A 21,948-nucleotide genomic window follows, 5' to 3' on the forward strand; every position below is an offset into this window, starting at 1 on the left:
ACGCTGCGCATGCACTGAATTGCTCGATTCCGGGCGCACGGTAGTCTGCCGCGTACACGGCAGTGTCTGCGGCGAAATGTCGCACCAGCCTGTGGAGCAGAATCGCTGCCCTCAGCGCGCCAGCCCGGGCAGGATCTGCAGCGGTCGGGCAGGGGAGGTGCCGGCGCTCAGCGTCATGCCTTCCCCAATTGCCAGCTCCAGCGGCAGCACCGCTAGCGCCACGTTCTCGGCGCAACTGACCACACTGCCCACCTCAGCGCCGTCCAGGCGCACCGCATCGCCCGGCGCAACCGCAGCGTCGGCTTCCAGCAAATGCACCGCGCGTTTGGCCTTGCCCAGAAAATGCGTGCGCGCCACGATTTCCTGGCCCGGGTAACAGCCCTTTTTGACGCTGAACGCATGCAGCTGGTCCAACGCCAGCTGTTGCGGCGTCCACTGTTCGCGCTGCGCATCAGGCAGCCGCACCAGTCCCAGCTGCAGGTCTGCGCGACGCCATGCGGCATCCATGTTCGGTAGATCGATAGGCGCTGCCAATGTGTCCGGCGCGCGCAACACCAGCGTGCGCGGCAAGGCAGGGCTGCCCATGTCCAGTTCGATCGCATCCACACCCACGTCGGCATGTGCCGCCTGCGCGCGTGCGGGTGTGGCGAACGCGCCTTGTGCGGCCAGCGCAATGGCGGTGATGCGCAGCTTGCGCCGGAACACGAAACGGCCGAGCTGCGCGGCGATCTCGGCCGCGTTGCCATCGGGCAACAGCATCAACAATTGCGCATCCTCATCACGCAAGAGTGCGAAGATGGCAATCACGCGCCCCTTCGCTGTCAGCCACGCATTCCATTGCCACTGCCCAATCGCCAGCGCTTGCACGTCATTGGTAAATTGGGCATGCGCGAACGCCACTGCATCCGAACCGCTCAAGCGGACGTATTGCATGTCGTGCAGGGAGCCAAAACCCTGTGGAATAAGATTCAGGTTGTCAGCCATGGAAGGGGAGGACTAAAATCGCAATGTTGTGAGACCACTATGATAGGCCATCCAACCCCCACCCCAGCGCAGGATTCCGAGACGCAGCCTTCTCCTCAGGAGCAGATTCCCGAGAAGAAACCCCTGCTCAAGGAGATTGGTGGGCGCGACGGCCCTGAGCCAACGCGCTACGGCGACTGGGAAAAAAATGGACGCTGCATCGATTTTTGAGCAGCTTTTAGCCACAGCGGCCTAGTGCCGCCCAGCCGAGAAAACGAGCCCAGCGAATGGCGACCCGCGAACGTCCACTTTCCCCGCATCTTCAGGTGTATCGCTGGCAGATACAGATGGTGACCTCGATCCTGAATCGAGCCACCGGCATTGTTCTGTCCATCGGCGCCCTGGTGATTGCCGCCGCCTTGCTGACCCTCATGCTTGGCCCCGACCACTGGAATTGCTTCCGCGACATGGCGGCAGCCTGGTATGGACAGGTGTTCCTGTTCGGCTGGACCTGGTGCTTTGCCTTCCACCTGTTTGGTGGTCTGCGCCACATCCTGCAGGACTTCGGCCAGGGCTATGCCGTGCGCTCGTTCGTCAGCATCGGCTGGTTGTCGGTGATTTTGAGCTTCGTGCTGACCGCCGCCATCTGGGCGTACGTGCTGCTGTCCGGAGGTGCCGTATGAGCCGCTATAGAACCCCGTTGAAAAACGTGCGCGGCCTGGGCGCCGCCAAGACCGGCACCGAGCATTTCGTGGTGCAGCGTTTGACCGCCACCGCGCTGGTGCCGCTGTCGATCTGGTTCCTGATCTTCGTGTTGAGCCTGATCGGTGCCGACCACGCAGCGGCGAGCGCCGCGGTTGCCAAGCCGTGGAACGCGATCCTGCTGGTGGGCTTCCTCATTGCCTCGTTCTGGCATGCGCAGCTCGGCATGCAGGTGGTGCTGGAGGATTACGTGCACAACTCGCTGCTCGCCCTTGCGGCGCAGACCCTAGTGCGCTTTGTCGCCGTTCTCGGTGCCATCGTCAGCGTGTTTGCCGTGGCGCGTATCGCGCTAGGCATCGCCTGAGCCAGCGACCCAACAGGAATCCATAATTCGATGTCCGCTTACAAGATTACAGAACACAAGTACGACATGGTCGTGGTGGGCGCCGGCGGCGCCGGCTTGCGCGCGACCTTCGGCCTGGCCCAGAAGGGCCTGCAGACCGTCTGCCTGACCAAGGTCTTCCCGACCCGTTCGCACACCGTGGCCGCGCAGGGTGGTATTTCCGCCGCGCTGGGCAACATGGGTGAAGACGACTGGCGGTATCACTTCTACGACACCATCAAGGGCTCCGATTGGCTGGGCGACCAGGACGCGATCGAGTACATGTGCCGTGAGGCGATCCCGGCCATCATCGAGCTCGAGCACTACGGTGTGCCGTTCTCGCGCACCGAAGAGGGCAAGATCTACCAGCGCCCGTTCGGCGGCATGACCACCAAATACGGCGAAGGTCCGTCTGCGCAGCGCACTTGCGCCGCCGCCGACCGCACCGGTCACGCAATGCTGCATACGCTGTACCAGCAGTCGCTGGCGCACAACGCGCGCTTCATGATCGAGTACTTCGCGCTCGACCTGATTTTCGACGAAGAAGGCGTGTGCCGCGGCGTGCTCGCGCTGGACATGGCCGAAGGTTCGCTGCACCTGTTCCGCGCCCACGGCGTGGTGCTGGCCACCGGCGGCTACGGCCGTGCCTACTTCAGCGCCACCTCTGCCCACACCTGTACCGGTGACGGCGGCGGCCTGGTGATGCGTGCCGGCTTGCCGATGCAGGACATGGAGTTCGTGCAATTCCATCCCACCGGTATCTACGGTGCGGGCTGCCTGATCACCGAAGGCGTGCGTGGCGAAGGCGGCATCCTGCGCAACAGCAACGGCGAGCGCTTCATGGAGCGCTATGCACCGCACTACAAGGATCTGGCCTCGCGCGACGTGGTGTCGCGTTCGATGACCATCGAGATCCGCGAAGGCCGTGGCGTTGGCGAGCACAAGGACCACATCCTGCTCGACCTGACTCACCTTGGCCCGGAAGTGATCAACGACAAGCTCCCCGGCATTGCCGAGAGCGCGCACATCTTCGCCGGTGTGGACGTGGCCAAGCAGCCGATCCCGGTGCTGCCGACGGTGCACTACAACATGGGCGGCATCCCAACCAACTACCACGGTGAAGTCGTGCGCAAGCAGGGCGACAACCCGGATGCGGTAGTGCCCGGTTTGTATGCGATCGGCGAAGCGGCTTGCGTGTCGGTGCATGGCGCCAACCGTCTGGGCTCCAACTCGCTGCTGGATCTGGTGGTGTTCGGGCGTGCGGTGGCCAACCGGTGCGCGGAGACCGTCAAGACCAACCAGCCGCACAAGCCGCTGCCGTCCGATGCCTGCGACAAGGCGCTGGGCCTGCTGGACAAGTTGCGTCATGCCAATGGCTCCACGCCGACCTCGGTGATCCGCGACAACATGCAGCGCACCATGCAGTCGGACGCAGCGGTGTTCCGGACCAGCAAGACGCTAAAGGAAGGCGTCGACAAGATGGCCGAGATCTTCGCCACCTTCGAGGACGTCAAGGTATCGGACCGCTCGCTGGTCTGGAATTCGGACCTGATCGAGACCTACGAGTTGAACAATCTGCTGCTCAATGCAGTGGCGACGATCAACTCGGCCGAGCAGCGCAAGGAAAGCCGTGGCGCGCACGCGCACGAGGATTTCCCGGACCGCGACGACGTCAACTGGCAGAAGCACACGCTGGTCACCGTGGACGACAAGGGCCAGTGCGACTTCGAATACCGCCCGGTCCACATGTACACGCTGAGCAAGGAAGTGGACGTGGTTCCGCCGAAGCCGCGCGTCTACTGAGTGCCGATGCAGATGCCGCATTTCGTTCCTGCATCGCACCTGCCGTCCGGCCCTGAAGGGCAGGGCGGCAGCGTGGCGCCACAGTGCGAACGCGGCATGACACACGCGCAGCGCCGGCAGTCCGCCGGTCGCTGCACTCCCGCATCGGTGGTGGCATCCATCGTCTTCAATTTCATGCGCACGCTGCGGTCTACCATCGCACCGCGCATCGCCTGAGCCAACGAGAGCAGCTATGGCAGAGTTCACCCTCCCCAAGAATTCAAAGATCGGCAAGGGCAAGCATTACCCTGCACAAGGCGCCAAGAACAAGCGCACCTTCAAGGTCTACCGCTGGGATCCGGATGGCGACGCCAATCCGCGCACCGACAGCTACGAAATCGATCTGGACAAGTGCGGGCCGATGGTCCTGGACGCGCTGATCAAGATCAAGAACGAGATCGACCCGACCCTGACCTTCCGCCGTTCGTGCCGCGAAGGCATCTGCGGTTCGTGCGCGATGAACATCGACGGCACCAATACGCTGGCTTGCACCAAGGCGATCGCCGCGTGTGGCAAGGCCGAGGTGCCGATCTATCCGCTGCCGCACATGAGCGTGATCAAGGATCTGGTGCCGGACCTGACGCATTTCTACGCGCAGTACGCTTCGATCAAGCCGTGGATCCGTACCCAGACCCCGCCGCCGCCGGACCGCGAGCGTCTGCAGTCGCCGGAAGACCGCAAGAAGCTCGACGGCCTGTACGAGTGCATCCTGTGCGCATGCTGCTCCACCAGCTGCCCGAGCTACTGGTGGAATGGCGAGCGTTACCTGGGCCCGGCGATCCTGCTGCAGGCGTACCGTTGGATCATCGACTCGCGCGATGAAGACACCGGTGCACGCCTGGACGATCTGGAAGACCCGTTCAAGCTGTATCGCTGCCACACCATCATGAATTGCGCCCGGACCTGCCCGAAGGGCCTGAACCCGGCGCTGGCCATTGCCGAGATCAAGAAGTTGATGATGGCGCGCCGCGCCTGATCCTGGCGCTGATGTCCTGCTCAGGCAGGACGTCACCACAGCGGCACCGGCCCTCAGGCCTGGTGCCGCTGTCGTTTTCGGCCCGCTACAACGCGGGGTGGAGAAAGAGATGGATAAAGACACACTGCTGAAAAAACTGCGCTGGCGTTGCCGGCGTGGCATGCGCGAGCTGGACCAATTGTTCGGCCGGTATCTGGACCGCCGATGGGCGCAGGCCCCTGCGGCTGAGCGCGCGGTTTTCCTACAGCTGCTGGATTGCGAAGACGATAAGTTGTGGCGCTGGTTCATGGGATACGAGGCTTGCCCCGATGCCGACAACGCCGCCCTCATCGCCGATATTCGCGCCATGCCGGCTTGACTGGCGCCCCTCGCGCGGGCTGGCCTGCGCGTTGAGCCTGATCACCGTTGCCGCACTGTGGGCCATTTGGCGGTCCGGCGTGCCGGTCTGGCTGGCCGTGGGCTTGTCTGCGTATGTTGGAGTGTTCGGCATGCGTGCGGTGCGGTTGCTGTTGCGCTCGCCAGTGCGGCAACTCGTTGTGCCGTGGACAGATGCGGCCGCCAGCGTGGATGGAGAACGCGTGGATGCGCTGGAGGTGACGTGGCGCGGGCCGATGGCGGTGGTGTCGTGGGCGCATCCGGGAGGCCGCCGCATGCGGCTGCATTTTTGGCCGGACACGCTGCCAACCGCGCAGCGACGTGAACTGCGTCTGGCCGCTCAGGCCCGTGCCATTTCGTCCCGGCGGTCGCTAGTGGCACCATAGCGTCCCTTTCCTGGTTGAACCGCATGTTCAAACCTATCCCGGTTGCCATCGGCTTGCGCTATCTCCGCGCCAAGCGACGCAATGGCTTCATCTCGTTTATCTCGATGGCATCGATCCTCGGCATCGCCCTGGGCGTGACGGTGCTGATCACCACGCTGGCGGTGATGAGCGGTTTCCAGAAGGAAATCCGCGACCGCCTGCTGCAGATGGCCGCCCATGCCACGGTCAGCGCCGAAGGCGCGCCGATGCAGGACTGGCGTCACGCGGTCGAAGTGGCCAGCGCGGACCCGCGCATTGCCGGTGCCGCGCCCTATATCGAAACCGAATCGCTGCTGCAGGGCCCGCGCAAGCAACCGGCAATCGTGCGCGGCGTGATTCCGTCCGAAGAAGCCAAGGTCTCGGTGCTGGCCAAGAAGATGCAGCAAGGCTCGGTCGACAGCCTGACGCCGGGCTCCTACAACATCGTCATCGGCAAGGAGCTGGCGCTGTGGCTGGGTGTGGATGTCGGCGACAGCATCGTGGTGCTGCTCAGCGATACCCAGGCCACCCCGTTGGGCGCGATGCCGCGGCTCAAGCGCTTCACCGTCAGCGGCATCTTCGAGGCCGGCTACAACGAGATCGATCGTGGCCTGGCCGTGGTGAACATGGAAGATCTGGCACGCGTGTTGCGCATGGATGGCGTCACCGGCGTGCGTCTACGCCTGCACGACATGGATCAGGCGTTTACGGTGGCACGCGATCTGGCCTTGAAATTACGTGGGCCATATCGCGTGAGCGACTGGACCCAGGAGAACGCCAACCTCTATCACTCGTTGAAGATGGAAAAGACGGTGATGGGCATCCTGCTGTCGCTGATTGTGGCGATGGGCGCCTTCAACCTGGTGTCTTCGCAGGTGATGCTGGTGACCGACAAGCAGGCCGATATCGCGATCCTGCGCACGCTCGGGCTCTCGCCTGGCGGGGTGATGCAGGTGTTCATGGTGCAGGGTTCGTTGATCGGCTTCATGGGTACGATCATGGGGGTGATCGGCGGCATCGTGCTGACGCTCAACCTGGAGCGCATCCTGGGTGCGATCGAAGCGGTGTTCAGCGTCAAATTGCTGCCCGAAGACGTGTATTACATCACCGGCTTGCCGACCGACATGCAGACGCAGGATGTAGTGGTGATCACCGTGGTCGCTCTGGTCATGAGCTTCTTGGCCACCTTGTATCCGGCATGGCGCGCCTCGCGCACCCAGCCCGCGGAGGCGCTGCGTTATGAGTAATGTTCCAGAGTCGGTGCTTGGAAAGACGCAGGCAGACCAGAGCGCGGCGGTGATTCGCGCCGAACGGCTGGGCAAGACCTACGCCGAAGGCAAGATGCGTACGCCGGTGTTCGATGGCCTGGATCTGTCGGTGGCGACCGGCGAAACCGTGGCGATCGTCGGCGCGTCGGGTGCAGGCAAGAGCACCTTGTTGCACTTGCTCGGTGGGCTCGACATCCCGACCTCCGGCGAGGTGTATGTCGCGGGCCGGCGCATGTCTGCGCTGTCCGATGGCGAGCGCGGCAAGCTGCGTAACCGCTCGCTCGGTTTCGTGTATCAGTTCCATCATCTGTTGCCGGAATTCACTGCGCTGGAAAACGTCATGATGCCGGTGCTGTTGTCCGGGCAGGACGTGGCGATCGCGCGCGGGCAGGCACTGCAGTTGCTGGAATCGGTCGGCCTGGGGCACCGGGTGGAGCACAAGCCCAGCGAATTGTCGGGTGGCGAGCGTCAGCGCTGCGCAGTGGCGCGGGCATTGGTGAACAAACCGGGTTGTGTTCTGGGCGATGAGCCCACCGGCAATCTCGACGACAAGACGGCTGGCACCGTGTTCGAGCTGATGCTGGAACTCAACCGCGCCCAGCGCACGAGTCTGGTGCTGGTGACGCACGATCGCAGTCTGGCGCGACGTCTGGACCGCGTTCTTGAATTGCACCAAGGCAAGTTGCGCGAACTGGCGCCTTCGGCGGTGTAAGGCCTCTTGCCGTGTTCGGTGCAGAGAGGGTGCCGAACAATGTGGTGGTAAGCAGGCTGGCAAGATGGGGCGCAGGCATTCTTGCAGTCATTGCAAGGAAACGCGACCCACTTGCACCGTAGGAGCGCGCTTGCGCGCGATGTGGATTTCCCGGTAACGCCTCATCGCGCGCAAGCGCGCTCCTACAAAATCGGAGCGATTACAGTACCGGCGTATTGCGCGGGTCGGCTCCGCTTTGCGCTTGAGCTCGAAGTTGAGTGCATCGAACGATGCGCCTGCGTTGCTGGACTACTCCCACGACAACGCGATTGAGATAGACATCATTGCCGCCAGAATGGGAATGGGTTGCGCGGTTGGTGATGTCTGTTGTGCTGCATCGTGAGCTGCCTGATCGCACTGTAAGTCGGCAGGCATTGTGCGGGTTACGTTGCTGGAACACTTAGCACTTAGCCACCCAAAACCCACAACCCAGCGCCAAGCACTCAGCACCAACCAACAATCGCCAAGCACGTGCGACGCTGTCGTCGCCACGCAGGTCCGGCCACAAGCGTGTAACCGGACGTCTAGCCTTCCAATGCCTCCCGGCCTCTAAGCAGCCAGGACCTGTTCGTCAGGGAATGATCCGCTGCGCACGCAGCCGGGTGAACAGTTCCAGGAACGCGGCACGGCTGTCGTAGAAGTCCAGAAAGCCCAATTCGCGGCTCTTGGTCATGTCGTTGACGCATTCGATCTCGCGGCCGAGGTCGGCATCGGTATGCCACCACGAGGCGAGACGGTTGACGTCCGGCTCCACCAGGCCATGCTTTGCGGCCAATTCCGTCCATTGCGCCGGGGCGGTGTCGCTTAAGCGCGCTTCCAGCGGTTCGGGCGTCTGCGGGCAGGGCGCCGCTTCCAGGTCGAAGAAGTTCGCAATCTCGCCCCACATCCAGCGCCAGCGAAAGACATCGCCGTTGACGGTGTTGAAGGCCTGGTTACGCGCTGCCGGGCTCAGGCCGGCCCACGCCAACTGCCGACCGAGCAGGCCGGCATCGGTCACATCGGTGAGGCTGTTCCATTGCGCCTGCGAGCCGGGGAACACGAACGCTTGCCCGGTGTGTTTGCACAGCGAGGCGTACACCGCCAGGGTCACGCCCATGTTCATCGCGTTGCTGCCGTTGGCAATGCCAACCATGGTGTGCGAGCGGTGCACGCTCCAGCCGAAACCGTGCTGTTCGGCATGCTGGAACAGTAGATCTTCGAGGGTGTAGTAGAAGTTCTCGCCAGGCTGGCGCGGTTCGCTTTCGCGGAACGGGGTTTCCGCCTTGCCACTGCCGTAGTTCTCGAAAGCACCCAGGTAGTGCTTGGTGCCGGTGACCAGCGCCATGTGCTGAAGCGGCGCCTCGCTCAAGCCATCGCACAGGTGTCGCATCATCGAGCCGTTGGCTTCGACGTTCTCGCGCTCGGTATCGCGGCGCGTCCAGGTGCAGAAGAACACGTGCGTGATCGGTAGCCCCTGCAGTGCGTTCTTGGTTGCCTCCGCATCGAGCAAATCCGCTGCCACCGGGATCACGCCTTCGTGCAACAGCGGGCGGCGCGCCAGGCCGTAGACGGTCCAGCCGTCGGCGAGCAACACATTGGCGAGGTTGTAGCCGGAGATGCCGGTCACGCCGACGATCAGTGCAGTACCTTTACGCATGGGGGAACTCCTAGAAAACAGCGTCCACCATAGCGATGCGGCCATGAAATCAGGGCGAACGCAGGCCTGATTTCACTGCGAAATGAAGCGCGTTTGTAGAACGGATCATTGCTGTGCCGCGTTTGTGCGCGGCGTGCCGCGTGGCGGGTTTCGGCGCGTGTGGACGGTCGAGGCGCCAGCGGCGGCAGCGTGAGGCGGGTCGCTGGAAGCATCCGCGGTCCTGCTCACCTGCGCTTGGCCGCGTGCATCGGCTCAAATGCGGAAGCGAAGGCTGTGATGCAACGCTTCGAGCGGTTGCTTTGCCTGCAAGCTCTCGCGCCATCTTCCTACCCGGCAACACGCTGAACTCTGCTGCCCGTCGTGGCAGACGATCGTTACGTTGAGCGATGGATCGGCAACGCGCGGGCAATGGACATGGACGATGCAACGCATGCGGTGAGGCCACTCGCTGGCGCCACCGTGGCGGTCGCAGCCGCGTTGCTGCTGGGCGTGGTGGCATGTGCCTGGTCACCGGCGGCACTGTCGCACACGGTCTACGGTAGTTGCCTGCTCATTGGCGCAGTCGGCCTTGCCGCGCTGCGCGGGTGGCCGCGGCGCTGGTTGTTGCTTAGCGCGGTGTGCGTGGCAGGATTTGGGCTGATGGGCTGGCAAGCGGCTGGAGTGCTGCGGGCGCAGCTACTGCCGGCCGATGAAGCGCGCGAATGGGTGGTGCAGGGCAGAGTGGTGGGCCTGCCCATCGCCGAGCCACGCCGCACGCGTTTCCAGCTGCGCCTGGCTGATGACCCGGCGCAGCCGCAAGCGCTGCGTGGCGCACTCCTGCAGGTGAGCTGGTACGAAGACTTTGGTGCAGACACCATCGGCCCACGCGCCGCGTTGACGGCCGGCGCCACCTGGCAGCTGCGCCTGAAGCTGCGTGCCCCGCGCGGTCTGCGCAATCCGGGTGGGTTCGACGCCGAGCGACAGGCGCTGGCGCAACGCATTGCTGCAACCGGCTATGTGCGCATGCCCGCTGCGGCCAGACAGGTGGCGCCGGCCAGTGGCGTGGATGCATGGCGCGAGCGCATGTCGGCGCGCATCGCGCACACCATCTCCGGGCCGGCGTCGCCTTACTTGCGTGCCTTGGCCTTGGGCGACACCCGCGGGCTCGACGATGCCGCGTGGGCGACCTTGCGTGCGACCGGGCTGAGTCACCTGATTGCGATCTCCGGCTTCCATGTTGGCCTGGTCGCCGCGTTCTGCGCGCTGCTGATCACTGGGGTGTGGCGCCTCTTGCCTGGCCTGGGAACGCGCGTGCCACGGCTGCATGCCGCTGCGGTGGCGGCGTTGCTTGGCGCCTCCTGCTATGCAGTGCTCGCCGGCCTTGCGCTACCAACGGTGCGCACGGTGTTGATGATCGCGGTGGTGGCGCTGGCCCGTGGGCTGCGTCGCCGCGCCAGCACTGCGCATATCCTGGCGCTGGCAATGTTGGCGGTGCTGCTGTGGGACCCGTTGAGCGTGTTGGTGGCCGGCTTCTGGCTCAGCTTCGCCGGGGTTGCGTGGCTGGTGTGGTGCCTGCCGGTTGACGATCGTTCGATGCTGCGCGGATTTCTGTCGGCGCAGGCGGTGGCGACCATTGGCCTGTTGCCGTTGACGGTCAGCTTGTTCGGGCAGGCGTCGCTGGTGGGGCCGCTGGCCAATCTGGTTGCGATCCCGTGGTGGACCTTCGTGGTGGTGCCTCTGGCCTTGCTTGGCACCGCGCTGGAAGCGGCCTGGACCGGTGCGGGCGTCTGGGCCTGGCAACTGGCCGGCTGGTGTTTCGAGCTGACCTGGCCCGCATTCGTCTGGCTTGGGCGCACCCAGGTGGCGTTGTGGTGGGTGCCCGAATCCGACGCCATTGCGCTCGTCGCCGCGCTGATCGGCGCATTCTGGCTGCTGATGCCTCGGGGAACGCCGGCCAAGTCAGTGGCGTTGCTGTTGTGGCTGCCGCTGCTGTGGCCGGACCGTGCCCTGCCCGAAGCCGGTGAGGCCGATCTGCAGGTGCTCGATGTCGGGCAGGGTCTGGCAGTGCTGGTGCGGACCCAGCGGCACGCCTTGCTGTTCGATACCGGCCCGGCGGTCCGCGATGGATTCGACGCCGGCGAGCGGGTGGTGCTGCCGGCATTGCGGGCGTTGGGGCTCCGGCGGCTGGACGCCATCGTGCTCAGCCACGCCGATGCCGATCACGCCGGCGGCTACGCTGCGGTGCGCGCCGGATTGCCGGTGGCCGATACCCTTGCGCCACCTGGCGCGCCGCTGGATGTGCGCCGCCGCTGCCAGGCCGGGCAGCGCTGGGAGTGGGAGGGCGTCCGGTTCCGTTTCCTGCATCCCACTGCGGGCTTTCCCTACCTGCGCAACCAGTCCAGCTGCGTGCTGCTGGTGGAGACGCGCTACGGGCGTGCGCTGCTGCCAGGCGACATCGACAGCATCGTCGAACACCGCCTGCTGCATGCAGGGCAATCGCAGCTGCGCGCCGATGTGGTGGTGGTGCCGCATCACGGCAGCGCCGATGGCTCGCATGCCGGCTTCGTGGCGGCCACCGCGGCGCGGCTTGCGCTGGTGTCCTCCGGGCATGGCAATCGTTTCGGCCACCCACGCGCAGACACCGTGCAGCGCTGGCAGGGCGCCGGTGCCGAGGTGCTGGATACCGCCGAGACCGGTGCGGTGCGGGTCTGGCTGGGCCGCGGGGGGCTGCAGGTCCGCGAGCGTCGCCGCTGGCAGCCACGGCTCTGGGATGCTGCGGAACGGCGGCGGTCGGCTGCTATCCTATCGGCCAGCGAATAGGCGGCCGCGTTGCCGGAGGAATCGAATCGTGTTGGAGCTGGTCAAGGCAGGCGGTTGGCCGATGGTGCCGTTGCTGTTGTTGGGCGTGATCGCGCTGGCGATCGTGCTGGAACGTCTGTGGACCCTGCGCCGCAACGAGGTGAGTCCGCCGGGTCTGGGCGAGGAAGTCCGCAACTGGGCCGCGCGGGGCAAGCTGGACCCCACCCATATCGAGTCGCTGCGCCGCAATTCGCCGCTGGGCGCCTTGCTGGCAGCCGCGCTGGATGTGCGTGGGCGTAGCCGTGACCTGATTCGTGAGCGCATCGAAGACACCGGCCGCCATGTGGTGCATCGCATGGAGCGCTATCTGAATGCATTGGGCACGATCGCCTCGGCGGGGCCGCTGCTCGGCCTGCTGGGCACCGTGGTCGGCATGATCCAGATGTTTCTGGGCATTCTCGATCACGGCGTGGGTGACGTGAACCAGCTGGCCGGCGGTATCGGCAAGGCGCTGGTGTGCACGGCGACCGGTATGATCATCGCGGTGCCATCGTTGATGGCGCACCGGTTTTTCAAGGGGCGTATTGCTGGCTACATCATCGAGATGGAGCAGGAAGCGACCTTGCTGCTGGACACGATGGAAGGCCGCCCCGTGCCAGGCGGCACCGCAGCTGCGGCGCCCGTGCCGGCCGGCAACCCCGCCATGGCGAAGGGCTGACGGATGCGCATCGGCAGTGACCGAAGCCAGGACGAGCCACAGATCGACCTGGTGCCATTGATTGACGTCATCCTCGTCCTCATCATTTTCTTCGTGGTAACAACGACCTTCGACGCCCGCTCCACCCTGCAACTGCAGTTGCCCACTGCCAGCGACCAGAACACCAGCGCGCCGCCGCGTTCGCTGAGCGTGCTGGTCAATGCCGATGGACGCTATTTCATCAACGACCAGGAAGTGCTGCGGTCGGATGTGGATTCGCTCAAGCAGACCATCGCCCAGGTTGCCGGCGATGACCGCGAGCAGACCGTGCTGATGCGTGCCGACGCGCGCACGCCGTATCAAGCGGTGGTGACAGCGCAGGACGCGCTGGGCCAACTCGGTTTCCGCCGCATCGCGATTGCTACGGCGCCGGAAGCGGGCAAGAACGGAACGCGGCAGTGAAGACCATCAACGAGAACGTGCCGCAGGTGTCGTCCTGGCAGACCTATCGGCGTCTGCTGGCATTCGCAAAACCGTACCGGCTGCTGTTGGTGGCCGCGTTGATCGCCGCATTGATCGAGGCCGCCGGGACCACCGGCTTTCTGGCCTTGATGAAGCCGATCACCGACGAGACCTTCATTTACAAGAACGCCGAAGTCAGCCGCTGGCTGCCGGTGCAGATCATCCTGCTGTTCGTGATCCGCGGTGCGGCTGGTTACATCACCGACATGGCGATGGGCAAGTCGGCGCGCAGCATCGCGCGCGATCTGCGCGTCAAGGTCATGTCCAAGTATCTGCGCCTGCCGGGCTCGCGCTTCGACTCCGAACCGGTGCCCTCGATGCTGATCCGCCTCGGCTCGGACTCGGATCAGGTCGCGCAGGCCGCTGTGGACGCCGTCAAGGTGATGATCCAGCAGTCGCTGCAGGTGATCGGCGCGTTGGCGCTGATGCTGTGGCACAGCTGGCAGGTCACGCTCACCATTCTGGTGCTGGCGCCGGTGCTGGCCTGGGTGATGGACAAGGTGGCGCGCCGTTATCGGCGGATCAGTCACAGCATCCAGGAGAGTGGCGCGCATCTGTTGCAGGCCGCCGACCAGACCTTGTCCAGCCATCAGGAGGTCAAGATCTACGGCGCGCAGCAGAGCGAGATGGAGCGCTACTCGGGTCTGGCCGACCGCAATCTCAGGCTGGCCATGAAGGTCGAATCCACGCGCGGCATTTCCACCGCCACCGTGCAGATGATCGGTGCCATCGGTCTGTCCGCGCTGCTGTTCGTGGCGGGCGCGCAGGCATTGGCCGGGCGCCTGACGGCCGGCGATTTCGTGGTGTTGATGACCTCGATGCTGACGATCATTCCGGGACTCAAGCAGCTCACCAATGTGCAGAACATGGTGCAGCGCGGCCTGGCGTCTGCCGAACGCCTGTTTTCGGTGCTAGATAGTCCTGGCGAGCCCGACCAGGGCCAGGTGCCGTTGACGCGCGCCAAGGGTTTGATCGAATTCCGCGATGTCACCGCGCGCTATCCGGGGCAGGCCAATCCTGCGTTGGCCGATGTCAGCTTCGTTGCACAGCCGGGCACCGTCACGGCGATCGTCGGCCGCTCCGGCAGCGGCAAATCCAGCCTGATCAAGCTGATTCCACGCTTTTACGAGGCCGAGTCCGGGCAGATCCTGCTCGACGGTCACCCAGTGCAGGCCTATGCATTGGCCGATCTGCGCCGCCAGATTGCCCTGGTTGGCCAACAGGTGATGCTGTTCGATGGCAGCATCGCCGAGAACGTGGCGTACGGCGAAATGCGCCAGTGCGATGCCCGGCAACTGGAGCGCGCCATCCAGGGTGCGAATGCGATGGAGTTTGTCGCGCAGCTGCCGGAGGGCCTGCAGTCGCACGTGGGTACCAAGGGCGGGCGCCTGTCCGGCGGCCAGCGCCAGCGTCTGGCGATCGCACGCGCAATGCTCAAGGACGCGCCCATCCTGATCCTGGACGAGGCGACCGCCGCACTCGACAACGAATCCGAGCGTCTGGTGCAGGATGCCTTGCACAAGTTGATGCCGGACCGCACCACCTTGGTGATCGCGCATCGGTTGTCGACGATCGAGCATGCCGACCAGGTGCTGGTGATGGACCAGGGCCGCATCGTCGAGCGCGGTACGCATCAGGAACTGCTCGCGCTGGGCGGGCTGTACTCGCACCTGCATGGCATGCAGTTTCGCGAACGTCAGGCATGAGCAAGCGCGGCGCCCGCACGCCGGGCTACTGGTACGACAACACGCCCATCCCGCTGCCGGCCCGCATGCTTGCGCCGGTGTATGGCGCGGTCACCGCAGTGCGCCGCAGCCTGTATCGGCGCGGCTGGTTGAAGCGCCATGGCGTGCCGGTCCCGGTGGTGGTGATCGGCAATGTCACCGCCGGCGGCACCGGCAAGACGCCACTCACCATTACCCTGGTCAGCCGGCTGCAGCAGGCCGGCTGGACCCCGGGTGTCGCCAGCCGTGGTTATGGCCGCGATGACGCCGGGACTGCGCGCTGGGTCGATGCGGACACGCCAGTAGCGCTCGGCGGCGACGAACCGGTGCTGATCGCCTGGAAAACCGGCGCGCGCGTGCGCGTGGATACCGATCGGCTTGCCGCGGCGCGCGCCCTGGTCGAGGCCGGCTGCGACATCATCGTGTGCGACGACGGGCTGCAGCATTACCGGCTGGCCCGCGATGTCGAAATTGAAGTCGTCGACGGCCAGCGTCGTTATGGCAACGGACGCATGTTGCCCGCCGGGCCATTGCGCGAACCCGCAGCGCGTGCGCGCGAGTGCGATTTCCGCGTGGTGAATCTGGGCCAGGGCAGCGATGCAGTAGTACCGGCGGTCGCCACGCCAGTGGCCGATACCGATGCCGGGTTCGGCGAATGGCAGATGCGTCTGAGCATCGACAGCGTGCAGCCCATGGATGGCAAACGTGCACGGCCACTTGCCTCGCTGGCTGGGCAACGCGTGCATGCCGTGGCCGGGATTGCGCACCCGGAGCGGTTCTTCGCGATGCTGCGTGCACGCGGCATCGGCGTGGTGCCGCATGCGTTTCCCGATCATCATGTCTACCGTGCGCAGGACTTCAGCTTCGGCAGCCGCCTGCCGGTGCTGATGACCGAAAAGGACGCGGTGAAGTGCCGGCCCTTCGCCGACGAGTGGCTGTACAGCGTGCCGCTGAAGGCGGAGCTGCCGGCGGCCTTCTGGGTGAGTCTGCTCGATCGCCTGGACAAACTGGCCAGCCGCCATTCCGATGCCTGACGGCGTCGGCCGCGCCTCTGCGGCAGCGAGATAACGGCCGGTCGATGCAGCCTCCATCCTTTCCAACCAGCGAGGACACCGTGCAATCAGTTTCTGCAGCGTCTCCCATCGCGTCGGACGACGCGTCCAGCGCCTTCGTGGTGGCCGTCCCGGCGCGCTATGCCTCCACCCGGTTGCCCGGCAAGCCGCTGCAGCTGATCGGCGATCGCCCCATGATCCAGCACGTGGCCGAGCGTGCGCTGGCAGCCGGTGCTCGCGAGGTGTGGGTGGCCACCGACGACGCGCGCATTGCCGAGGCCATCCAGGGCCTGGCCGGCGTGCGCGTGGCGATGACCAGCAGCGTGCATCTGTCCGGCACCGACCGGCTGGCCGAGTGCGCGCGGATTGCCGGCTGGGATGCGGCCACCTGCGTGGTGAACCTGCAGGGCGACGAACCGTTCGCACCGGCTGCCGGCATTCGTGCAGTGGCCCAGGTGCTGCAGCGCACCGGCGCGGAGATGGCCACGCTCGCCGCGCCGGTGGACAGCGCGCACGACCTGTTTGATCCCAACGTCGTGAAGCTGGTGCGCAATACCCATGGCGATGCGTTGTACTTCAGCCGTGCGCCGATTCCGTGGCATCGCGACAGTTTTGCTAGCCAGCGCGATGCGGTACCGGCCGGCAATCACTGGCTGCGGCATATCGGCATCTACGCCTACCGCGCCGGGTTTCTGCAGCAGTTCGCGGCCATGCCGCCGGGCACGCTGGAGCGCATCGAATCGCTGGAGCAGTTGCGTGTGCTGGAAGCCGGCTACCGCATCGCGGTGGCGCTGACGCCTGAGCAGTTCCCACCCGGCATCGATACGCCGGAAGACCTGCAGCGCGCGCAAGCGCAATTGGCGTCTGCATGAGGCTGTTGGTCGTCTGCCTGGGCAATATCTGTCGCTCGCCGATGGGCGAGGGCGCCTTGCGCGCGCGTCTGGACGCCTCGCCGCTGGCACGCCGCGTGGAAGTGGATTCGGCCGGCACCGGCGATTGGCATGCCGGTGAACCACCGGATGCGCGTGCCATCCGCTGCGTACGCGGTCACGATGTGGACATCTCCGGATTGCGCGCGCGTCAGGTGCAGCTGGCCGATTTCGAACGCTTCGATTGGCTGCTGTGTGCGGACGCCAGCAATCTGCGCGATCTGCAGCGGCTTGCACCCGCATCGCTGCGCGACAAGGTTGCGCTGTGGTTGCCGTGGGCCGGCGTGGACGAGCGCAGCGATATCCCCGACCCGTACACCGGCGGCAAGCAGGAGTTCGAACTGGCCTGGCGGCTGGTCGATACCGCCGCACGCCAGACCGTGGCCAGACTCACCCGCGGCTGACCGGGCTTGGGCATAATCACGGCATGACTGCCCAGCTCACCCAGGAACTGCCGGAATTTCCCACATGGCTCAACGCCAGGCCCTCCACCTTGCAGGAGCATCGCGGCCGCGCGCTCGTGCTGGCGTTCGTCAATGCCAGCTCGGTGTGGTGCGCCGAGCGGCTGGCCGAGCTTGCGCACTGGCAGGCGCGCAGCCCCGGCCGGCTGCAGGTGATCGTGGTGCAGGTGCCGCGCTTCGATAGCGAACGCATGCCGCAGCGCTCGCTCAAGCAGTTGCGTGGGCATGGCGTCAGTGCGCCGATCCTGCTCGACAAGGACTGGGAAACCTGGCGCCGTTTCGGGATCGAATCCTGGCCCACCCTGGTGTTGCTCGACGCCTATGGCCGCGAGCGGCAGCGGCTGGTCGGTGTCACCGGCGATCTCGACAAGGCACTGGCCGCGTTGTGCGAAGGCCAGCAGCCGCCGTCCGATGCCGATCTGCATGGCTTGGCTGAGCGCAATCCTGAGCCGCGCCTGGCGTTGCGCTTCCCCACCGGCCTGGCAGCGACCGAAGACCGGCTGTATATCGCCGACACCGGGCACCACCGCATTCTCGAATGCACCCACAGCGGCCGCGTGCTGCGTCAGTTCGGCCACGGCAATGCCGACCTCATCGATGGCGGCGTGGGCGAAGCGGCATTTCGACGCCCGCAGGGCCTGGCGCTCGAGCGCGAAGAACTCTATGTGGCGGATACGGGCAACCATGCCTTGCGGCGGATCAACCTGCGCAGCGGCCAGGTCGACACCTTGTGCGGCACCGGGCGCAGCGGCGAGCCGATCGAAGGCCCGCTCGCCAGTACGGGCGCGTCGCCGCTGAACTACCCGCAAGGGCTTGCGGTTGCCGATAACCAGCTGTTGATCGCGATGGCCGGCGACAACCGCATCTGGAGCTATCACCTGGGCCGCGCCGCGCTGAGCGCGCGCGCCGGCACCGGCTCCCTTGAAATCCGCGACGGCAGCGGCCATCTCGCTGCTTTCGCACAGCCGGCAGGCCTGGCCGCGGTCCAGCAGGTGGCTTACGTCTGCGATGGGCTGGGGTCGTCGATCCGCACCATGCAATTGCGTGGCGACCTGGTGCAGACCCTGGTTGGTGGGCAGGGCACCTGGCAGTTCGGTGAAGACGATGGCCCACGCAGTACCGCACGCCTGCAGTTTCCGCAGGCAATCGCGCTGGCCGCCGATTCGCCGATGCTGTGGGTGGCCGACACCGGCAATGGTCGGCTGCGCTGCCTGCGCCTGGGCGGCGGCGAGCTGACCACGGTCGCCCTGCCGCGGCGCCTACATGGCCCGGCCGGGCTGGCCGTTGCCGGCGGCGCGGTGTGGATCGCCGAAACCGACGCGCACGCCGTGCTGCGTTACGACCTGGCAACAGGCGCATTGAGTGATGTTTCGATAGACGAATGAGCGCAAGGCCACAAGCTGATTTCGACGGGAAGGCCTTCGCCGCCCGCTTGAGCACCGCACCCGGTGTCTACCGCATGTACGCGGCCGACGACAGCCTGCTGTATGTCGGCAAGGCCGGCGCGTTGCGCAAGCGCGTGGGCAGCTATTTCAACGGCACGCCCAAGAACGCACGCCTGACTTCGATGCTGTCGCAGGTCGCGCGCATGGACGTGACCGTCACCCGCAGCGAGGCCGAAGCGCTGCTGCTGGAAAACCAGCTGATCAAGTCGTTGTCGCCGCGCTACAACGTGTCTCTGCGCGACGACAAAAGCTATCCCTACGTGTTGCTGACCCGCGAAGACTGGCCGCGCATTGCGCTGCACCGTGGTCCGCGCGCGGTGAATGGGCGCTACTTCGGCCCGTATGCCGGCGTCACCGCCGTACGCGAAACGCTCAACCTGATGCACAAGTTGTTCAAGCTGCGCAGCTGCGAGGACAGCGTGTTCCGCAATCGCTCGCGGCCGTGCCTGCAGTACCAGATCGGGCGCTGCAGTGCGCCGTGTGTGGATCTGGTGGCGGCGCAGGATTACCAAGAAGCGGTGCGTCGCGCCACCATGTTCCTGGAAGGCAAGAGCGACCAGCTCGGCGAAGAAATCATGCATTCAATGCAGCAGGCCAGCGAGGCGCTCGAATTCGAGCGTGCCGCCCGTCTGCGCGATCTGCTTTCCTCGCTGCGCAGCATGCAGAACCGCCAGTACGTGGACGGGCGCGCCGCCGATCTGGACGTGCTGGCGTGCGCCACACAGTCCAGCCAGGCCTGCGTGCTGCTGCTCAGTTTCCGCGACGGGCGCAACCTGGGCACGCGTTCGTTCTTTCCCAAGACCAACGGCGAAGACAGCGCCGAGGAGATCCTGGCCGCGTTCGTGTCGCAGTACTACGCCGAACATGCACCGCCGCGCGAAATCCTGCTGGACCGCGAGATCCCCGACGCCGAGCTGATCGAGGCAGCATTGAGTGCCGCAGCCGAACACAAGGTTGCGCTGAAGTGGAACGTGCGTGGCGAACGCGCCGGCTACCTGTTGCTGGCCAGCCGCAACGCACAGCTGACCCTGGTCACCGAACTCACCAGCCAGAGCGCGCAGCACGCGCGCAGCGAAGCCTTGCGCGAAATGCTTGGCCTGGCCGAGCAGGTCAAGCGTGTGGAATGCTTCGACATCAGCCACACCATGGGCGAAGCCACGGTGGCCTCGTGCGTGGTCTTCGATGCCAGCGGCCCGGTGCGCGGGCAGTACCGGCGCTTCAACATTTCCGGCATCACCCCCGGCGACGACTACGCCGCCATGCGCCAGGCGATCGAGCGCCGGTTCCGTCGCGCGGTGGAAGAAAACGGCGTGCTGCCCGACGTGTTGCTGATCGATGGCGGCGCCGGCCAGTTGGCGCAGGCCCAGGCCGCATTGGCCGACCTAGGCATCGAGAATGTGTTGCTGGTCGGCGTGGCCAAGGGCGAGGAGCGCAGGGCAGGGCACGAAGCGTTGATCCTGGCCGATGGCCGCGAGCTGCGCCCCGGCGCCGCATCGCCCGCACTGCAATTCATTCAGCAGGTTCGCGACGAAGCGCACCGTTTTGCCATCACCGGCCACCGTGGACGCCGCCAGAAAGCACGCATGACCAGCAAGCTGGAAGATATTCCCGGCATCGGGCCACGCCGACGCGCCAGCCTGCTCAAGCATTTCGGCGGCCTGGTCGGTCTCAAGGCGGCCGGCGAAGCGGAGATTGCGCGGGTGGAGGGGGTCAATGCCGCACTCGCCGCGCGAATCTACGCTAACCTGCACGGGCTGGCGCTCCCCGATGCGGCAGGCGAGTCGAGTCCGTAATGAAGTTGACCATCCCCACGTGGCTGACACTGCTGAGGATCGTGATGATCCCGGTGTTGGTCGTGGTGTTCTACCTGCCGTACAAGTGGACCAATTTCGCCTCGGCCGGTGTGTTTGCCCTGGCCGCCATCACCGACTGGCTGGATGGCTGGGTCGCGCGGCGTTATCACCAGTATTCGGCGTTTGGCGCATTTTTGGACCCGGTGGCCGACAAGTTGATGGTCGCCGTGGCGTTGTTCCTCATCGTGCAAGGGCATCCCACGCCGTGGATGGCGTTCTGGGCGGCGGTCATCGTGGGGCGCGAAATCGCGGTGTCTGCATTGCGCGAGTGGATGGCCGAGATCGGGCAGCGTGCCAAGGTGCGCGTGGCGATGATCGGCAAGGTCAAGACCACCGCACAGATGGTTGCGTTGCTCTGTTTGCTGTATTCGGTCACGCCGGGGCAGATGCCCACGCATGAAATCTGGCTGGGCAACCTGATCTTCCAGGCGGGATATTGGACCCTGGCAATCGCCGCATTGCTGACGTTGTGGTCGGGTTTCCAGTATCTGCAGGCCGCATGGCCAAGTTTGCGTGCCGATGAAAAGGCCGCGATTACCAACAAACCGAAAAAAGTCGAAAGCAACAGTTGACAGCTATCCCGTTCACTGTAAAATTTCGCCTCCCAAGCGGGAATAGCTCAGTTGGTAGAGCGCAACCTTGCCAAGGTTGAGGTCGCGAGTTCGAGTCTCGTTTCCCGCTCCAAGATGTAAACGCGGCCCCATGCGCGGGGTCGTGTTGTTTCAGGGCAGGATGCCTTGGGTTTGATGTTTCGGCCTGGTGGTAGAGTGGTTATGCAGCGGACTGCAAATCCGCGTACGCCGGTTCAATTCCGGCCCAGGCCTCCACATCGTGTGTGTTTTCCCTGCCTCCAACGCGGCGATAGGGCTAGCGCAAAACGGTGACAAGCTGTAGAATATCGCTCCACGCGGGAATAGCTCAGTTGGTAGAGCGCAACCTTGCCAAGGTTGAGGTCGCGAGTTCGAGTCTCGTTTCCCGCTCCAAATTCAAGCCATGGACTTTACGGTCCATGGCTTTTTTATTTGGGTTGCACGTGGCGTGGATGAGCTGCACGTCGCGCAGCGATGGCCGGGCAATTTCGCGCTGGGGATCTAAAATTTACTGCGCTGCGCACTGGCAACGTATGAGCGATGGGCCAGTTGCCATGCAAGCTGGCTGCACCACACGCTGACAGCGCTGCAGGGCGAA

22 protein-coding genes and 3 tRNA genes are annotated in these 21,948 nt (G+C 65.1%); 23 read left to right on the forward strand and 2 right to left on the reverse strand.

The features are described from left to right. Nucleotides 1-111 precede the first annotated feature (111 nt). Nucleotides 112-984 carry a CAF17-like 4Fe-4S cluster assembly/insertion protein YgfZ gene (gene ygfZ, locus ACCQ01_RS12185; protein WP_115540374.1) on the reverse strand — a complete coding sequence of 291 codons (873 nt, stop codon included), beginning with the start codon at nucleotides 982-984 and terminating at the stop codon, nucleotides 112-114. Between the two features lie 39 nt (nucleotides 985-1,023). Here ygfZ and ACCQ01_RS12190 point away from each other — a divergent pair, with 39 nt between their 5' ends. The 10 genes from ACCQ01_RS12190 to lolD all read left to right on the forward strand — a co-directional run bounded on the left by ACCQ01_RS12190 (nucleotide 1,024) and on the right by lolD (nucleotide 7,624). Beyond that, nucleotides 1,024-1,194, forward strand: coding sequence for a DUF1674 domain-containing protein (locus tag ACCQ01_RS12190; protein ID WP_228432729.1), 171 nt, complete (start codon nucleotides 1,024-1,026; stop codon nucleotides 1,192-1,194). Nucleotides 1,195-1,250: 56 nt separating this feature from the next. Further along, the gene (gene sdhC / locus ACCQ01_RS12195; protein ID WP_011037283.1) at nucleotides 1,251-1,646 is read left to right on the forward strand and encodes a succinate dehydrogenase, cytochrome b556 subunit; all 396 of its coding nucleotides are present in this window, start codon (nucleotides 1,251-1,253) and stop codon (nucleotides 1,644-1,646) included. Beyond that, the gene (gene sdhD / locus ACCQ01_RS12200; protein WP_014507844.1) at nucleotides 1,643-2,029 is read left to right on the forward strand and encodes a succinate dehydrogenase, hydrophobic membrane anchor protein; all 387 of its coding nucleotides are present in this window, start codon (nucleotides 1,643-1,645) and stop codon (nucleotides 2,027-2,029) included. Before sdhC ends, sdhD begins: the two co-directional genes overlap by 4 nt. A gap of 30 nt (nucleotides 2,030-2,059) precedes the next feature. Further along, nucleotides 2,060-3,850: a succinate dehydrogenase flavoprotein subunit gene (sdhA, locus tag ACCQ01_RS12205; protein ID WP_012438231.1), complete on the forward strand. Its 1,791-nt coding sequence runs from the start codon at nucleotides 2,060-2,062 to the stop codon at nucleotides 3,848-3,850. 6 nt (nucleotides 3,851-3,856) lie between these two features. Further along, nucleotides 3,857-4,066 carry a hypothetical protein gene (locus ACCQ01_RS12210; protein WP_372358794.1) on the forward strand — a complete coding sequence of 70 codons (210 nt, stop codon included), beginning with the start codon at nucleotides 3,857-3,859 and terminating at the stop codon, nucleotides 4,064-4,066. A 16-nt stretch (nucleotides 4,067-4,082) separates the two neighbouring features. Further along, nucleotides 4,083-4,865: a succinate dehydrogenase iron-sulfur subunit gene (locus tag ACCQ01_RS12215; protein ID WP_011037280.1), complete on the forward strand. Its 783-nt coding sequence runs from the start codon at nucleotides 4,083-4,085 to the stop codon at nucleotides 4,863-4,865. A gap of 109 nt (nucleotides 4,866-4,974) precedes the next feature. Further along, on the forward strand, nucleotides 4,975-5,223 hold the full coding sequence (locus ACCQ01_RS12220) for an FAD assembly factor SdhE (RefSeq protein WP_228432747.1): 249 nt from the start codon (nucleotides 4,975-4,977) through the stop codon (nucleotides 5,221-5,223). Beyond that, nucleotides 5,174-5,626 carry a hypothetical protein gene (locus ACCQ01_RS12225; RefSeq protein ID WP_228432730.1) on the forward strand — a complete coding sequence of 151 codons (453 nt, stop codon included), beginning with the start codon at nucleotides 5,174-5,176 and terminating at the stop codon, nucleotides 5,624-5,626. Before ACCQ01_RS12220 ends, ACCQ01_RS12225 begins: the two co-directional genes overlap by 50 nt. 23 nt (nucleotides 5,627-5,649) lie before the next feature. After that, nucleotides 5,650-6,891: a lipoprotein-releasing ABC transporter permease subunit gene (locus ACCQ01_RS12230; RefSeq protein ID WP_014507840.1), complete on the forward strand. Its 1,242-nt coding sequence runs from the start codon at nucleotides 5,650-5,652 to the stop codon at nucleotides 6,889-6,891. Further along, nucleotides 6,884-7,624, forward strand: coding sequence for a lipoprotein-releasing ABC transporter ATP-binding protein LolD (gene lolD, locus ACCQ01_RS12235; RefSeq protein WP_161961949.1), 741 nt, complete (start codon nucleotides 6,884-6,886; stop codon nucleotides 7,622-7,624). The genes ACCQ01_RS12230 and lolD overlap by 8 nt, the downstream gene beginning before the upstream one ends. 610 nt (nucleotides 7,625-8,234) lie before the next feature. Here lolD and ACCQ01_RS12240 read toward each other — a convergent pair. Next, the gene (locus tag ACCQ01_RS12240) at nucleotides 8,235-9,299 is read right to left on the reverse strand and encodes an SDR family oxidoreductase (protein ID WP_228432731.1); all 1,065 of its coding nucleotides are present in this window, start codon (nucleotides 9,297-9,299) and stop codon (nucleotides 8,235-8,237) included. Nucleotides 9,300-9,707: 408 nt separating this feature from the next. On the opposite strand from ACCQ01_RS12240, the gene ACCQ01_RS12245 reads away from it, so the two are divergent. The 13 genes from ACCQ01_RS12245 to ACCQ01_RS12305 all read left to right on the forward strand — a co-directional run bounded on the left by ACCQ01_RS12245 (nucleotide 9,708) and on the right by ACCQ01_RS12305 (nucleotide 21,743). Next, nucleotides 9,708-12,098 (forward strand): DNA internalization-related competence protein ComEC/Rec2, encoded by a 2,391-nt coding sequence (locus ACCQ01_RS12245; RefSeq protein WP_228432732.1) that lies wholly within the window; start codon nucleotides 9,708-9,710, stop codon nucleotides 12,096-12,098. Between the two features lie 28 nt (nucleotides 12,099-12,126). Continuing rightward, nucleotides 12,127-12,795, forward strand: a complete 669-nt coding sequence (locus ACCQ01_RS12250; RefSeq protein ID WP_042599154.1) for a MotA/TolQ/ExbB proton channel family protein — start codon at nucleotides 12,127-12,129, stop codon at nucleotides 12,793-12,795. A 3-nt stretch (nucleotides 12,796-12,798) separates the two neighbouring features. After that, a complete protein-coding gene (locus tag ACCQ01_RS12255) occupies nucleotides 12,799-13,236 on the forward strand; it encodes an ExbD/TolR family protein (RefSeq protein ID WP_019237622.1) in 438 nt (145 codons plus the stop codon). Next, a complete protein-coding gene (msbA, locus tag ACCQ01_RS12260; protein WP_228432733.1) occupies nucleotides 13,233-15,002 on the forward strand; it encodes a lipid A export permease/ATP-binding protein MsbA in 1,770 nt (589 codons plus the stop codon). Before ACCQ01_RS12255 ends, msbA begins: the two co-directional genes overlap by 4 nt. Continuing rightward, nucleotides 14,999-16,054 (forward strand): tetraacyldisaccharide 4'-kinase, encoded by a 1,056-nt coding sequence (gene lpxK, locus ACCQ01_RS12265; protein WP_076035714.1) that lies wholly within the window; start codon nucleotides 14,999-15,001, stop codon nucleotides 16,052-16,054. The genes msbA and lpxK overlap by 4 nt, the downstream gene beginning before the upstream one ends. Before the next feature lie 80 nt (nucleotides 16,055-16,134). Next, a complete protein-coding gene (kdsB, locus tag ACCQ01_RS12270) occupies nucleotides 16,135-16,944 on the forward strand; it encodes a 3-deoxy-manno-octulosonate cytidylyltransferase (protein ID WP_228432734.1) in 810 nt (269 codons plus the stop codon). After that, on the forward strand, nucleotides 16,941-17,405 hold the full coding sequence (locus tag ACCQ01_RS12275) for a low molecular weight protein-tyrosine-phosphatase (protein ID WP_228432735.1): 465 nt from the start codon (nucleotides 16,941-16,943) through the stop codon (nucleotides 17,403-17,405). The genes kdsB and ACCQ01_RS12275 overlap by 4 nt, the downstream gene beginning before the upstream one ends. A 23-nt stretch (nucleotides 17,406-17,428) precedes the next feature. Then, complete coding sequence (locus ACCQ01_RS12280; protein WP_228432736.1) at nucleotides 17,429-18,847, forward strand: hypothetical protein; 1,419 nt, start codon at nucleotides 17,429-17,431, stop codon at nucleotides 18,845-18,847. Continuing rightward, the gene (gene uvrC, locus ACCQ01_RS12285) at nucleotides 18,844-20,700 is read left to right on the forward strand and encodes an excinuclease ABC subunit UvrC (protein ID WP_011037266.1); all 1,857 of its coding nucleotides are present in this window, start codon (nucleotides 18,844-18,846) and stop codon (nucleotides 20,698-20,700) included. The genes ACCQ01_RS12280 and uvrC overlap by 4 nt, the downstream gene beginning before the upstream one ends. Further along, on the forward strand, nucleotides 20,700-21,332 hold the full coding sequence (pgsA, locus tag ACCQ01_RS12290) for a CDP-diacylglycerol--glycerol-3-phosphate 3-phosphatidyltransferase (RefSeq protein WP_011037265.1): 633 nt from the start codon (nucleotides 20,700-20,702) through the stop codon (nucleotides 21,330-21,332). Before uvrC ends, pgsA begins: the two co-directional genes overlap by 1 nt. Nucleotides 21,333-21,368: 36 nt before the next feature. Beyond that, nucleotides 21,369-21,444 (forward strand) — tRNA-Gly (locus ACCQ01_RS12295). A 69-nt stretch (nucleotides 21,445-21,513) separates the two neighbouring features. After that, a tRNA-Cys gene (locus ACCQ01_RS12300) sits at nucleotides 21,514-21,587 on the forward strand. An 80-nt stretch (nucleotides 21,588-21,667) separates the two neighbouring features. Further along, nucleotides 21,668-21,743: transfer RNA gene (locus ACCQ01_RS12305), tRNA-Gly, on the forward strand. Nucleotides 21,744-21,948: the final 205 nt, after the last annotated feature.

Source organism: Xanthomonas sp. NCPPB 4037 (genome assembly GCF_041475695.2).
Classification (GTDB): Bacteria; Pseudomonadota; Gammaproteobacteria; order Xanthomonadales; family Xanthomonadaceae; genus Xanthomonas; species Xanthomonas campestris.

What these genes read in the sequence shown, in the direction of transcription:
- ACCQ01_RS12245 (WP_228432732.1), top strand. Translation starts at nt 9,708, where the DNA reads ATGGACATGGACGATGCAACGCATGCGGTGAGGCCACTCGCTGGCGCC.
- ACCQ01_RS12230 (WP_014507840.1), top strand. Translation starts at nt 5,650, where the DNA reads ATGTTCAAACCTATCCCGGTTGCCATCGGCTTGCGCTATCTCCGCGCC.
- lpxK (WP_076035714.1), top strand. Translation starts at nt 14,999, where the DNA reads ATGAGCAAGCGCGGCGCCCGCACGCCGGGCTACTGGTACGACAACACG.
- ACCQ01_RS12275 (WP_228432735.1), top strand. Translation starts at nt 16,941, where the DNA reads ATGAGGCTGTTGGTCGTCTGCCTGGGCAATATCTGTCGCTCGCCGATG.
- ACCQ01_RS12240 (WP_228432731.1), bottom strand. Translation starts at nt 9,299, where the DNA reads ATGCGTAAAGGTACTGCACTGATCGTCGGCGTGACCGGCATCTCCGGC.
- sdhA (WP_012438231.1), top strand. Translation starts at nt 2,060, where the DNA reads ATGTCCGCTTACAAGATTACAGAACACAAGTACGACATGGTCGTGGTG.
- ACCQ01_RS12210 (WP_372358794.1), top strand. Translation starts at nt 3,857, where the DNA reads ATGCAGATGCCGCATTTCGTTCCTGCATCGCACCTGCCGTCCGGCCCT.
- lolD (WP_161961949.1), top strand. Translation starts at nt 6,884, where the DNA reads ATGAGTAATGTTCCAGAGTCGGTGCTTGGAAAGACGCAGGCAGACCAG.
- sdhD (WP_014507844.1), top strand. Translation starts at nt 1,643, where the DNA reads ATGAGCCGCTATAGAACCCCGTTGAAAAACGTGCGCGGCCTGGGCGCC.
- ACCQ01_RS12280 (WP_228432736.1), top strand. Translation starts at nt 17,429, where the DNA reads ATGACTGCCCAGCTCACCCAGGAACTGCCGGAATTTCCCACATGGCTC.
- sdhC (WP_011037283.1), top strand. Translation starts at nt 1,251, where the DNA reads ATGGCGACCCGCGAACGTCCACTTTCCCCGCATCTTCAGGTGTATCGC.
- ACCQ01_RS12220 (WP_228432747.1), top strand. Translation starts at nt 4,975, where the DNA reads ATGGATAAAGACACACTGCTGAAAAAACTGCGCTGGCGTTGCCGGCGT.
- ACCQ01_RS12225 (WP_228432730.1), top strand. Translation starts at nt 5,174, where the DNA reads ATGCCGACAACGCCGCCCTCATCGCCGATATTCGCGCCATGCCGGCTT.
- ACCQ01_RS12255 (WP_019237622.1), top strand. Translation starts at nt 12,799, where the DNA reads ATGCGCATCGGCAGTGACCGAAGCCAGGACGAGCCACAGATCGACCTG.
- ACCQ01_RS12215 (WP_011037280.1), top strand. Translation starts at nt 4,083, where the DNA reads ATGGCAGAGTTCACCCTCCCCAAGAATTCAAAGATCGGCAAGGGCAAG.
- ygfZ (WP_115540374.1), bottom strand. Translation starts at nt 984, where the DNA reads ATGGCTGACAACCTGAATCTTATTCCACAGGGTTTTGGCTCCCTGCAC.
- uvrC (WP_011037266.1), top strand. Translation starts at nt 18,844, where the DNA reads ATGAGCGCAAGGCCACAAGCTGATTTCGACGGGAAGGCCTTCGCCGCC.
- pgsA (WP_011037265.1), top strand. Translation starts at nt 20,700, where the DNA reads ATGAAGTTGACCATCCCCACGTGGCTGACACTGCTGAGGATCGTGATG.
- ACCQ01_RS12190 (WP_228432729.1), top strand. Translation starts at nt 1,024, where the DNA reads ATGATAGGCCATCCAACCCCCACCCCAGCGCAGGATTCCGAGACGCAG.